The 12802-nt window shown below is 74.9% G+C and carries 10 protein-coding genes; 7 read left to right on the top strand and 3 right to left on the bottom strand.

Features of this window, described 5'->3' with window-relative positions; genetic code table 11:
* Positions 1-35 precede the first annotated feature (35 nt).
* Positions 36-1454, bottom strand: a complete 1419-nt coding sequence (gene nhaA, locus ACZCLJ_RS07090) for a Na+/H+ antiporter NhaA (protein WP_463105946.1) — start codon at positions 1452-1454, stop codon at positions 36-38.
* 505 nt (positions 1455-1959) lie between these two features.
* Between nhaA and ACZCLJ_RS07085 the strand changes: the two genes are divergently transcribed.
* The 4 genes from ACZCLJ_RS07085 (at position 1960) to ACZCLJ_RS07070 (ending at position 5777) form a co-directional block, all read left to right on the top strand.
* Entirely contained in the window at positions 1960-2385 is a 426-nt protein-coding gene (locus ACZCLJ_RS07085; protein ID WP_463106371.1) for a nucleoside deaminase, read from the top strand.
* A 100-nt stretch (positions 2386-2485) separates the two neighbouring features.
* Complete coding sequence (locus tag ACZCLJ_RS07080) at positions 2486-3931, top strand: NCS2 family permease (protein ID WP_463106370.1); 1446 nt, start codon at positions 2486-2488, stop codon at positions 3929-3931.
* An 80-nt stretch (positions 3932-4011) separates the two neighbouring features.
* Positions 4012-5316, top strand: coding sequence for a molybdopterin molybdotransferase MoeA (locus ACZCLJ_RS07075; RefSeq protein ID WP_463105945.1), 1305 nt, complete (start codon positions 4012-4014; stop codon positions 5314-5316).
* Positions 5313-5777, top strand: a complete 465-nt coding sequence (locus tag ACZCLJ_RS07070) for a molybdenum cofactor biosynthesis protein MoaE (protein WP_463105944.1) — start codon at positions 5313-5315, stop codon at positions 5775-5777. Before ACZCLJ_RS07075 ends, ACZCLJ_RS07070 begins: the two co-directional genes overlap by 4 nt.
* A 12-nt stretch (positions 5778-5789) precedes the next feature.
* On the opposite strand, the gene ACZCLJ_RS07065 is transcribed toward ACZCLJ_RS07070, so the two are convergent.
* Entirely contained in the window at positions 5790-6038 is a 249-nt protein-coding gene (locus ACZCLJ_RS07065; RefSeq protein ID WP_463105943.1) for a hypothetical protein, read from the bottom strand.
* 107 nt (positions 6039-6145) lie between these two features.
* Complete coding sequence (moaA, locus tag ACZCLJ_RS07060; RefSeq protein ID WP_463105942.1) at positions 6146-7258, bottom strand: GTP 3',8-cyclase MoaA; 1113 nt, start codon at positions 7256-7258, stop codon at positions 6146-6148.
* A 225-nt stretch (positions 7259-7483) separates the two neighbouring features.
* Here moaA and ACZCLJ_RS07055 point away from each other — a divergent pair, with 225 nt between their 5' ends.
* Genes ACZCLJ_RS07055 through ACZCLJ_RS07045 form a run of 3 tightly spaced genes read left to right on the top strand, consistent with a single transcriptional unit; the run spans position 7484 to position 12785 of the window.
* Positions 7484-8875 carry an XdhC family protein gene (locus tag ACZCLJ_RS07055; RefSeq protein ID WP_463105941.1) on the top strand — a complete coding sequence of 464 codons (1392 nt, stop codon included), beginning with the start codon at positions 7484-7486 and terminating at the stop codon, positions 8873-8875.
* Positions 8875-9804: an FAD binding domain-containing protein gene (locus ACZCLJ_RS07050; RefSeq protein ID WP_463105940.1), complete on the top strand. Its 930-nt coding sequence runs from the start codon at positions 8875-8877 to the stop codon at positions 9802-9804. The genes ACZCLJ_RS07055 and ACZCLJ_RS07050 overlap by 1 nt, the downstream gene beginning before the upstream one ends.
* Positions 9801-12785: a molybdopterin-dependent oxidoreductase gene (locus tag ACZCLJ_RS07045; RefSeq protein WP_463105939.1), complete on the top strand. Its 2985-nt coding sequence runs from the start codon at positions 9801-9803 to the stop codon at positions 12783-12785. Before ACZCLJ_RS07050 ends, ACZCLJ_RS07045 begins: the two co-directional genes overlap by 4 nt.
* The last annotated feature ends 17 nt before the right edge of the window (positions 12786-12802 follow it).

The raw sequence follows: 12802 nt of genomic DNA, 5'->3' as shown, positions 1-12802 counted from the left end.
CCTCGCCCCGGTCCGTGGCCACCGTGACCGGGTTGCTACCTCGCCGGATCGGCGCTGCGCCAGGGGAGCGGCGGGAGGTCCGACGGCGGGCCGTCGGCACCCGGGGAGCACAGCGGCCACCGCTCGCCGAACAGTCGCAGCGCGACCGAACCGAGCACCGCCGCGACGAGCGAGCCCGCGAGGATCCCGATCTTCGCCTGCTCGATCAGCGCCTCGTCGTCGAACGCGAGCTCGGCGATGAACAGCGAGATCGTGAACCCGATGCCCGCGAGGATCGAGCCGCCGAGCAGGTGCGAGAACCGGACCCGGCCCGGCAGGTCGCCGAGGCCGAACCGCAGGGCGAGCGCGGACGCGCCGAAGATGCCGATCGCGTTGCCCGCGACGAGCGCGACGGCCACCCCGATCGTCACCGGGGACGTCGCCGCGACGCGCAGCGACTCGACGTCGAGCCTGACGCCGGCGTTCGCGAGGCCGAACAGGGGCACGACGAGGTAGGCGCTCCAGGGGTGCAGCACGCGCTGCAGCTGCTCGCTCGTCGGGACGGCCGCCCGCGCGGCGAGCTCGGTGAGGTGCTCGCGCTCCGCCGTCGTCTCCTGGGCGAGCCGTTTGGCGTACTTCGGGACGACGGCGACGTCGTCGGGCCGGGCCGAGCGCGAGGGCACGAGGAGCCCGACGAGCACGCCCGCGAGCGTCGCGTGCACGCCCGACGCGTAGACGGCGCCCCACAGCGCGATCCCGACGACCACGTAGGGCGCGAGCCGCCACACGCCGAGCCAGCGCAGCACGAGGATCGCGCCGACGAGCACCGCGGCGATCACGAGGCCCGGCATCCACACCGCGTCGGTGTAGAACACGGCCATCACGGTGATCGCGCCGATGTCGTCGACGACGGCGAGCGTGAGGAGGAACAGCCGCAGCTGGTCCGGGCAGCGCGGTCCGAACAGCGCGAGGATCCCGACGAGGAACGCGGTGTCGGTCGACATGACGATGCCCCAGCCGTGCTGCGCGGGGGAGCCGGCGTTGAACGCGACGTAGATGAGCGCCGGCACGGCGAGGCCGCCGAGGGCCCCGAGCGCCGGGACGGCGACCGTACGGCGGTTGCGCAGCTCGCCGCTCGTCACCTCGCGGTTGATCTCGAGCCCGATGACGAGGAAGAAGATCGCCATCGCGGCGTCGTTCACCCAGTGGTGCAGGTCCATCTCGAACGACCACGGGCCGATCGTCCAGCCGGCCGTCGCGTGCCAGAGGTCCTCGTACGCCGACGCCCACGCCGAGTTCGCCCACACGAGCGCGATCACCGTCGCCGCGAGCAGGAGCACCGCGCCGCCCGCCTCGGTGGCGAGGAAGGACCGCAGCGACGGCGCGAGCGGCCGGAGCTGGATGCGCAGCGGCGGTCCCGGACGCGCCGGGGTCTGGACGATCGGGAACGACGACGGCGGGGCGGGCTCGGTCACGTGGCCTCCGGACGGCTCGGCACGGGCACAGGGGCGCCGGACGGCGGTCACGGCGTGCAGCGTTCCAACTCTCGCGGCCCGCCGATCCTTCCGCAACGTTCGGCCGGCACCAGACCTCCGGGCCGCGGCGGGCACGGCCGGCCCGCCGGCGTGACGTCCGCATCGTGGAAAAGTTCTTCCGAAACTCTTGTGGTCTGGGTCACGCGCTGCTAGCGTCGTGCGTGCCAACGGCGGGCCCGGGCCGAGCGGACAGCTCGGTGGTCGACAACGTTCGATCCGACACCGGAGACCATCAACCAGGCGGAAGAGAACGACAACTCGCCTGCAGCGGCCCGCCGGCCGACCCGGACTCGACGACGAGACCGGCTTCCCCGGACGGACCCACGGACCGCTGCCCGAACCGTGGAGACTCACCATGGAATCTCTTGCCGTGGACGCAGCACACCCCCGTACGGCGGCGCCCGTCGCCAACCCCCGCTACCTCGACCGGGCGGTCGCGCTCGCCGTGGACTCCGTCGCGCGCGCCGGCGGCCCGTTCGGCGCGATCGTCGTGACCGCCGACGGACGCGTGGTCGAGGGCAACAACCGGGTCACCCAGGACAACGACCCGACCGCCCACGCCGAGGTCACCGCGATCCGGCGTGCGTGCGCCGAGATCGGTTCCTTCGACCTGTCCGGCGCGACCCTCTACTCGAGCTGCGAGCCGTGCCCGATGTGCCTCGCGTCGGCCCTGTGGGCTCGTGTCGACGCCGTCTACTTCGCCGCCGACCGCCACGACGCCGCGAGCGCCGGGTTCGACGACGCGGTGTTCTACGACTTCTTCGCGGCGGACCCGGCGGACCGGGTCATGCGCGTGGTCCACACGCGCACGCCCGACGCGGTCGCCCCGTTCGACGCGTGGCGCGTCCTCGAGTCCCGGATCGAGTACTGACCGGCCCCGGCCGGCCAGCACCGCCCCACGGAAAGGACACGACGACGTGACCCTCCTCGGCACCCGGCGGAAGACCGCCGACGACGACACCCGGGGCCCCCTGCGCCCCGGTCGCGGCACCTCGAGCCGCCTCGACCGCTACTTCCACATCAGTGCCCGCGGCTCGACCACCGGCCGCGAGGTCCGCGGCGGCCTCGTGACGTTCTTCGCGATGGCGTACATCGTCATCCTCAACCCCCTCATCCTCGGCGGCACGAGCGCCGAGAACGCCCCGGTCGACGTCGCGGGCGGCTGGCTCGCGACGGCGCAGGTCGGCGCGATGACCGGCCTCGCGGCCGGTGTCCTGACGATCCTCTTCGGTCTCGTGGCGAACCTCCCGTTCGCGCTGGCGGCCGGCCTGGGCATCAACTCGTTCCTCGCGGTCGCGGTGATCGGCGACGTCACGTGGCCCGAGGCGATGGGCCTCGTCCTCATCAACGGGCTCCTCATCGTGCTGCTCGCCGTGACGGGCGCGCGGTCGGCGATCTTCAACGCCGTGCCGCGCCAGCTCAAGGCCGCGATCACGGTCGGCATCGGCCTGTTCATCGCGTTCATCGGGTTCGTCGACTCGGGCTTCGTCACCCGCACGCCGGGTGGCCCCCCGGTCCAGCTCGGCGACGGCGGCTCGATCACGACCGTCCCGACGCTGGTGTTCGTCGTCGGCCTGCTCGTCATGGGGGTCCTCGTCGCCCGCAAGGTCAAGGGCGGGCTGCTCATCGGCCTGGTCGCGACGACCGTCCTGGGGATCGTCGTCGAGGCCGTCCTCCGGCTCGGGCCCGCCTCGGACGACAACCCGGGCGGGTGGCACCTCACCGTGCCCGAGCTGCCGGGCTCGCTGGTCTCGGTCCCGGACCTGAGCCTGCTCGGCCAGTTCTCGTTCGGCGCGTTCGACCGCATCGGTGCGCTCGCGGCGACGATGCTCGTGTTCACGCTGTTCTTCACGAACTTCTTCGACGCCATGGGCACGATGACGGGCCTCGCCAAGCAGGGCGGGCTCGCCGACGCGGACGGCAACTTCCCGCGCATCAAGTCGGCGCTCGTCGTCGAGGGCGTGGGCGCGGTCGTCGGCGGGGCGACGTCGTCGTCGTCGAACACGGTGTTCGTGGACTCCGCCGCGGGCGTCGGCGAGGGAGCCCGCACGGGCCTCGCCTCGGTCGTGACGGGCGGGCTGTTCCTCGTCGCGATGTTCCTCACGCCGCTCACCGCGGTGGTCCCGATGGAGGTCGCGAGCGCGGTCCTCGTCGTCGTCGGCGCGATGATGATGCGCGAGATCAAGGAGATCGACTTCACCGACTTCTCCGTCGCCCTGCCGGTCTTCCTCACGGTCGTCACCATGCCGCTCACGTACTCGATCGCGAACGGCATCGGCATCGGGTTCGTCACGTGGGTCCTGCTGCGCACCGCGTGCGGCAAGGCGCGCGAGGTGCACCCGCTGCTGTGGGTGGTCGCCGCGGGCTTTCTCGTGTACTTCGTGCGCGGACCGCTCACCGCGGTCGTGGGAGGCTGAGCACAGGACGACGGACCGCGCGACGGGCCGCCCTCGCGGGTGGCCCGTCGTCGCGCGGTCGGGGAACGACGGAGGTGACCATGGGCGACCGGGTGAGCGTGGAACGGCACCGCGCGGACGTCGCGGAGCTGCTGGCGCCCCTCGTGGACGGTGCCCGACGCCGCGCGCGCACCGAGCAGGTCGACCTCGCCGACGCGTTCGGCCGGGTCCTCGCGGAAGACCTCGTGGCGCCCGTCCCGGTCCCGCTCTTCCGGAACTCGCAGATGGACGGGTACGCGGTGCGGGCCGTCGACGTCGCGGGTGCGAGGGCCGAGGTCCCGGTCCGGCTCCCGGTCGCCGCGGAGATCCCCGCGGCTCCGGGCACGCCCGCCGCCCTGGCACCGGGGACCGCGGCGCGCATCATGACGGGCGCTCCCGTGCCTGACGGCGCGGACGCCGTCGTCCCGGTCGAGGACACCGGGGCGGGCAGCTTCGCCGGCGAGGCCGGGGCCCGGTCCGACGCGCCGGGCGGGACCGTCGCCGTCGACGTCCTGGTGCCCCGGCAGGCCGGGGAGTTCGTGCGCGAGGCGGGCAGCGACGTCGCCGCGGGCGACGTGCTGCTCGCCGACGGGACGCTCCTCGCACCGCACCACCTCGCCGCCGCGGCGGCGTGCGGCGTGGGGCAGGTGCGCGTCGTCGCGCGGCCACGGGTGGCCATCCTGTCGACGGGCTCCGAGATCGTCGGCCCGGGGGAGCGGCCAGGACCGGGGCAGGTGTTCGACGCGAACGGCACGGCGCTCGGCGCGGCGGTGCGGCGCGCGGGAGGCGTCGTCACGCTCACGGCGCGCTGCGGCGACGACGCCGGGGCGTTCGCCGCAGTGCTCGCCGACGCCGCGGCGGGCGCGGACCTCGTCATCACGTCGGGCGGTGTGAGCCAGGGGGCGTACGAGGTGGTCAAGGACGTGCTCGGCCCGACGCAGACTCCCGGAAGGACGCCCGGCGGCCCGGGCGTCGAGTTCCGGTCGGTCGCGATGCAGCCCGGCGGCCCGCAGGGCCTCGGCCGGTTCGGCCCCGGCCCCGGGACGCCCGTGCTCACCTTCCCCGGCAACCCCGTGAGCGCCCAGGTGTCGTTCGTCGTCTTCCTGCGCGAGGTCCTCGAGCGGGCGGCCGGCCTGCCGGGGGAGCGGCGGGTCCGTCGAGCGCGCGTGCTCGACGCCGGGACGTCACCTGCCGGGAAGCGTCAGCTCCTGCGGGGGGCGAGCGGTCCCGACGGTTGGGTGCGCGTCGTAGGCGGCCCGGGGTCGCACCTCGTCGCGTCGATGGCGCGCGCGGACGTCCTCGTCGACGTGCCCGCCGACGTGACAGGGTGGGACGCCGGGACCGAGCTGGAGGTGTGGGAGCTGTGAGCGCTGGTGAGGCAGTGGGCAGCGGCGACGCGGCGCGTGCGGGCGACGTGGTGAGCCGCGTGACGACGGACGTCCTGGACGCCGCCGTGTCGCAGGCGGTGGAGGACGCCGTCGGCGGGCCGGAGTGCGGCGCGGTGGTGACGTTCCGCGGCGTGGTGCGCGACGTCGACGACGACCGCGGCGTGACCGGGCTCGACTACGAGGCGCACCCCGACGCGACGGCCGTTCTGCGGCGGTGCGTCGACGCCGTCGCGGCCGAGACGGGCCTGCGGGTGGCCGCGGTGCACCGGTACGGGACGCTCGTCGTGGGGGACGTCGCGCTCGTCGCGGCGGCGGCCGCGGGCCACCGCCGCGAGGCGTTCGAGGCGTGCTCGCTGCTCGTGGAGCGGATCAAGGCCGAGGTGCCGATCTGGAAGCGGCAGCACTTCACCGACGGCGTGTCGGAGTGGGTCGGCCTCTGAGGGCTCGCAGGCTCAGCGGGGTGCGCGGCCGTTGTCGAGCAGCATGCCGACGCCCAGACCCACGGCGGCACCGAGGACCAGGCCGAACCAGCTGAGCACGACGGTCCCGACGATCGCGCCGATCGCGACGCCGAGCACGCTCTTCGTCCCGGTCTTCCACGGCTCGGCGCGCTGGTCGTCGCGGTAGATCGGCAGCGCGGACGTGCTGTTGTCGGGGGTCTCGACGGTGGGCAGGGCGGGGGCGGAGGAGGTCGTCGTCACGTCCCTATGATAGGGTCCGCGCCGCGCGCTGACCTGGGAGAACGCGGCGACGTGACCCGGTTCACCCCGTGACGTGCGGCACCTTCACGACGCACGCGCTCGCGGGGTCAGCCGCCGATCGCGCCCATGCTGCGCGCGGTCGGCGCGAACGCGTCCCTCGCCACGGGGGTGTCGCTGCCGTGCGCGAGCGGCTTCGCCCACATCGCGCCCTGCCAGGCGCGCGCGATCGCGTCGTCGCGCTCGTCCTCCGTGAGGGCGTCGGAGCGCAGGATCGCGCGCAGGTCGGTCTCGTCGTCGCCGAACAGGCACGAGCGGACGGTGCCCTCCGCGGTGAGGCGCGTTCGGTCGCAGTCGCCGCAGAACGACCGCGTGACCGACGCGATGATCCCGACGGTCTGCGGCCCGCCGTCCACGAGCCACTCCTCGGCCGGTGCCGACGGGTCGTCGCGGCCGACCTCGAGGAGGTCGAAGCGCTCGCCCAGCAACGCGAGCAGGTCCTCGGCGGAGACGAGGTCGTCGCGGGTCCAGCGCCCGTCGGCGTCGAGCGGCATCTGCTCGATGAAGCGCAGGTGGCACCCGTGGTCGACGGCCCAGGCGAGCAGGTCGGCGGCGCCCGCGAGGGTCTCGGGCATGAGCACGGCGTTGAGCTTGACGGGGGCGAGGCCGGCGGCGAGCGCGCCCCGGACGCCGGCGAGGACGTCGGGCAGGCGGTCGCGGCGCGTGAGCCGCGCGAAGTCGTCGCGGTCGACGGAGTCGAGCGAGATGTTCACGCGGTCGAGCCCCGCGGCGACGAGCTCGCCGACGCGCTTGTCCAGCCCGATGGCGTTCGTCGTCATGGAGATCGACACGGCGGGGGCGGCGGCGCGGGAGAGGCGCAGGATCTCGGCGAGGTCCCGGCGCACGAGGGGCTCGCCGCCCGTGAACCGGACGTCGGTGATCCCGAGGCGGCCGACGGCGACCCGCACGAGCCGGGCGATCTCCTCGGGGGTGAGCAGGTCCTCGCGCGCGATGGCCGGTAGGCCCTCCGCGGGCATGCAGTAGGTGCAGCGCAGCGTGCACTTCTCGGTGATCGAGATGCGCAGGTCGCGCGCGACCCGGCCGTAGCGGTCGACGAGAGCCTCCGTGCCGGGGCGCTCGTCGGGCAGGTCCGAGGCGCGCGTGGGCGCGTGCCCGCGCGCTGGTCCACGGAGCTGGGGCATCCCGAGAGCGACCGCCGTCATGGCTCGATCGTAGACAGGTCCCGTGACGTGCGGCACGCCGCGTGCTAGCGTGAGATTCGCTGAACGGAAGACGGGTTCCGTCCAGCGGAAGTCTGACGGCGGATTCAAGCCCTGTGTTTCCGGCGCGTCACAGCCGACGCGCCCCTGGACACGCAGGGGACTCACCGCAAGGGTTCACTGGAAGGACGCCGGCAGTGCCGGCACCCTGGCGGAAGCGAGACCACGATGCTCCACATCGTCGACCGGCTCTCCCCGTGGCTCGGCCCGGGGCAGCTCCCCTTCGCCGTCGCGACGGTCGTCGCGGCGTCCGGCTCCGTGCCGCGACCCGTCGGCACGGCGATGGCCGTGCGCGCCGACGGCGCCGTCGTGGGCAGCCTCTCGGGCGGCTGCGTCGAGGCCGCGGTGCACGCCGCCGCGCTCGACGCGATCGCGGCCGGTGCCTGCCACCGCGAGACCTTCGGCTACAGCGACGACGACGCGTTCGCCGTCGGGCTGAGCTGCGGCGGCACCCTCGACGTGCACGTCCAGCCCGTCTTCCCCGACGACGACGCCGCGCGGGCGCTCCGGGCGCTCGCGGCCGACGCCGGCCCCGCAGCCCTCGTGCGGCGGATCGACGGTGACCGGCCCACCGCCGTCCTGCTCGACGCGGGCACGGCGGGCACTGCAGGCACGGCAGGCGCGGCAGGCGCGGCAGGCGCAGCAGGCGCAGCGGACGGGCCGGCGGTCGCCGCCGCGCTGCACGGGCTCGTCGGGGCCGGTGCCGTGGACGCGGCCGCCGCGCAGGTCGTCGCGGTGCTGCGCGCAGGGGGCACCGCGACGGTGCGCGCCGCCCACGCCGGCCCGGGCCCGGGTCCGGAGACGGGCGTGGTCCCGGGCGCGGACCCGGATGCGGACGCGGGGGACGACGGCCGCGCCGCGGGGACGAGCGTCCCTGCCTGCGACGACGCGGCCGAGCCCGTGACGCTGCTCGTCGAGACCCGCCTCCCGGCGCCGCGATTCCTCGTGTTCGGCGCGAACGACTTCGCCGCGGCGCTCGTGCGCGGCGTGCGCCTGCTCGGCTACCGGGTCACGCTCGTCGACGCGCGCGAGGTGTTCGCCGACCCCCGCCGGTTCCCGGAGGCGGACGAGGTCGTCGTCGAGTGGCCCGACCGGTACCTCGCGGACGAGGCGGGTGCGGGACGTCTCGACCACCGCACCGGCGTCGCGGTGCTCACGCACGACGCGAAGTTCGACGTGCCGCTCCTGCGGCTCGCGCTCGACCTGCCGGTCGCCTACGTCGGCGCCATGGGCTCCCGACGGTCGCACGAGCAGCGCGTGCGCGCGCTGCGGGCCGAGGGCGTCTCCGACGCCGCGCTCGCCCGGCTGCGGTCGCCCATCGGTCTCGACCTCGGCGCGGTCACGCCGGACGAGGTCGCCGTCTCCGTCACGGCCGAGATCGTCGCCGCACGGCACGGCCGGGCCGGCGTCGTGCCCCTGAGCCAGAGCCGGGGCCCGCTGCACGCGGACCCGCCGCACGCGGACCCGCCGCACGCGGACAGGCCGCACGCCGTCGACCCACGCCCTGTCCCGGGACCACCGGGCGCACCGCGGCGCACCGCACCCGAGGAGGCCTCCTGATGGACCTGAGCACCGTCACCGACCTCGTCCCGACCGCCGACCCCGCCGAGTGGCGCGAGGGCGACGCGTGGCTCGCGGGCGGGACCGTCCTGTTCTCCTACGGGAGCCAGACGCTGCGGCGCCTGCTCGACGTCACGTCGGCGAGCTGGCCGTCGCTCACCGTGACCGAGGACGGGCTCGAGATCGCCGCGACGTGCACCGTCGCGGAGCTCTACGCGTTCGAGGGCTCGGCGGCCGCCGTCCCGGTGCGCGGCCGGTGGAGCGCGCTCGACCTGTTCCGCCCGTGCTGCGACGCCTTCGTCGCGTCGTTCAAGATCTGGAACACGTCGACGGTCGGCGGCAACGTCTGCACGTCGCTCCCCGCGGGTCCGATGATCTCGCTCACCGCGGCGCTCGACGGCGTGGCGGAGGTCTGGGGGCCGGGCGGCGCACGCCGCGCGCAGCCCGTCGCGGAGCTCGTCACGGGCGACATGCGCAACACGCTCGCCCCGGGCGAGCTGCTCCGGTCGATCCGCGTCCCGGACCGTGCGCTGCGCTCGCGGACGGCCTTCCGGCGCCTGTCGCTGTCCAACCTCGGACGCTCCGGGGTCCTGCTGATCGGCCGGGTCGACCCACCGACGGGGGAAGGCAGCACGGGGCCCGACGGCGTCGGCGAGCTCGTGCTCACCGTGACCGCCGCGACGCGGCGCCCCGTGCAGCTGCGCTTTCCTCCCGGGGCACACCCCTCGGCCGCGGACCTGACCGCCGCGCTCGATGCTGCGGCGGCCGACGGTGCCGACGGGGCAGCGGGTGGCGAGAGCATCTGGCACGACGACGTCCACGGCCATCCCGCGTGGCGTCGAGACATGACCTACCGGCTCGCCGAGGAGATCCGCGCCGAGCTCGTCGCGCCCCTCGACGGTGCCGGCACGGACGGAGGACCCCGATGAGCGACCCGACCACGCCGGCCGCGACGTCGACCCACGCCACGCGGCCCGATCGCTCCGGGCCCGTCACCGTCGACGGCCGCACGGTGACGACCGAGCCGCGCGCGGGCCAGTGCCTGCGCACGTTCCTGCGCGAGCAGGGTGCGCTCGGCGTGAAGAAGGGCTGCGACGGCGGCGACTGCGGCGCGTGCACGGTGCACGTCGACGGCGTCCCCGTGCACTCGTGCGTCTACCCCGCGCGGCGCGCCGCCGGCCGCGACGTGACGACGATCGCCGGCCTCGCCGCGGCGAGCGGCGTCCCCGAGGGGGAGCTGCACCCGGTGCAGCAGCAGTTCCTCGACGCGCAGGGCTTCCAGTGCGGGTTCTGCACCGCGGGCATGATCATGACCGCCGCGACGTTCGACGACGACCAGCGCGAGGACCTGCCGCGCAACCTCAAGGGCAACCTGTGCCGCTGCACGGGGTACCGGGCGATCGCCGACGCCGTGCTCGGCGGCGGCGCGTGCGGGCGGGAGCACCCGGCCGGCGCCGCACCCTGCGACCCCGCGCACGACGGCCCGCGCCCGGACCCGGGTACTACCTCGCGTGACCCGGGTACTACCTCGCGTGACCTCGGTACTACCTCGCGTGACCTCGGTACTACTTCGCGTGACCCGGGTACTCCCTCGGCGTTCGGGACGGACGTGCCGGCACCGGCCGGGCGGGGCGTGGTCACGGGGACCGTGCGGTACACGCTCGACGTCGACCCGGCCACCTACCCCGGGCTGCTGCACCTGAAGCTCGTGCGCTCGCCGCACGCGCACGCGCGCGTCCTCGCGATCGACACTACCGCGGCGCTCGCCGTCCCGGGCGTCGTCGCCGTGCTCACGCACGAGGACGCCCCGGCGGCCCGGTTCTCCACGGCGCAGCACGAGCTGTTCACCGACGACCCCGACGACACGAGGATCCTCGACGACGTCGTGCGGTTCGTCGGGCAGCGCGTCGCCGCCGTCGTCGCCGAGACCGTGGCCGCCGCCGAGGAGGGTGTGCGCAGGGTGCGGGTCACGTACGAGGTGCTGCCCGCCGTCGTCGACCCCGAGGAGGCGATGACCCCGGGTGCGCCGCTCGTCCACCCGGACCTCGACGCGACGCAGGCCCGCGTCTCGCGCCCGGAGGCGAACGTCGTCGCCGAGGTGCACAGCGAGCTCGGTGACGTGGAGCGCGGGCTCGCGGAGGCCGACGTCGTGCACGAGGCCACGTACCGCACCCAGCGCGTCCAGCACGCCGCGCTCGAGACGCACTGCTCCGTCGCGTCGCTCGACGACGACGGCCGCCTCGTCGTGCGGTCCTCCACTCAGGTGCCGTTCCTCGCGCGTCGCCACCTCGCGCGCGTCCTCGACCTCGACCCCGAGCGGGTCCGGGTCTACTGCGAACGCGTCGGCGGCGGGTTCGGCGGCAAGCAGGAGGTCCTGACCGAGGACGTCACGGCCCTCGCCACGCTGCGCCTCGGGCGCCCGGTGCAGCTCGAGCTCACGCGCACGGAGCAGTTCGTGGGCACGACGACGCGGCACCCGTTCCGCGTCCGGGTGCGGGCCGGCGCGCGCCGGGACGGGACGCTCACCGCGCTGCACCTCGACGTGCTGACCAACACGGGCGCGTACGGCAACCACGGCCCCGGCGTCATGTTCCACGGGTGCGGCGAGTCGCTCGCGGTCTACCGGTGCGACAACAAGAAGGTCGACGCCCACAGCGTCTACACGAACACCGTCCCGGCGGGCGCGTTCCGCGGCTACGGGCTCTCGCAGATGGTGTTCGCGGTCGAGTCGGCGGTGGACGAGCTCGCGCGGCAGCTCGACCTCGACCCGCTCGAGATGCGGCGTCGCAACGTCGTCCTCGAGGGCGAGCCGATGCTCTCCACGCACCCGACGCCCGAGGAGGACGTCCACCACGGCAGCTACGGGCTCGACCAGTGCATCGAGCTCGTCGACGACGCCCTGCGCCGCGGACGCGAGCGCGACGACCGCGCGCTCGGCGCCGAGTGGGGCGTCGGCGAGGGCACGGCCCTGTCGATGATCGACACCGTCCCGCCGCGCGGGCACTTCTCCCACGCGCGCGTGCGGCTGCGTGCCGACGGCGTCGTCGAGGCCGAGGTCGGCACGGCCGAGTTCGGCAACGGCACCACGACGGTGCACGCGCAGCTCGTCGCGTCGGCGCTGGGCCAGGACGCGTCGGCGGTGGTGGTGCGCCAGTCCGACACCGACCTCGTCGAGCACGACACCGGTGCCTTCGGGTCGACCGGCACGGTCGTCGCGGGCAAGGCGTCGCTCGCCGCCGCGCAGGACCTCGCCGAGACGGTCCTCAAGGTGGCGGCCGCAATGCCCGGCGCCCTGTCCGACGGCGGTGTCCCGGACCCCGCCGACTGCCGGCTCGTCCCCGGCGCGGTCGACTGCGCCGGGAGGCTCGTCCCGCTCGCCGACGTGGCGCGGGCCGCGACCGAGGCCGGGATCGAGCTCGTCGCCGAAGGGCGCTGGGGCGGCACGCCGCGCTCGGTCGCGTTCAACGTCCACGGGTTCCGCGTCGCCGTGCACCGCGGAACCGGAGAGATCCGGATCCTGCAGTCCGTCCAGGCCGCCGACGCCGGCGAGGTCGTCAACCCGCGCCAGTGCCGCGGCCAGATCGAGGGCGGTGTCGCGCAGGCGCTCGGTGCCGCGCTGTACGAGGACGTCGTGGTGGACGAGACCGGGAAGGTCACGACCGACATCTTCCGGCAGTACCACCTGCCCACCTTCGCGGACGTGCCGCGCAGCGAGGTCTACTTCGCGCGCACGAGCGACTCGATCGGGCCGATGGGCGCGAAGTCCATGAGCGAGAGCCCGTTCAACCCCGTCGCCCCCGCGCTCGCCAACGCGATCCGCGCGGCGACGGGTGTGCGGTTCACGGAGCTGCCGCTCCTGCGGGACCGGGTGTACCTCGGGATGAGGGCGGCGGGCGGCCGGGCCGGATGATCGCGGGTCGGGTGCCC

This window comes from Cellulosimicrobium sp. So1_17, from assembly GCF_055181235.1.
This window is presented reverse-complemented; position numbering and strand designations above follow the sequence as displayed.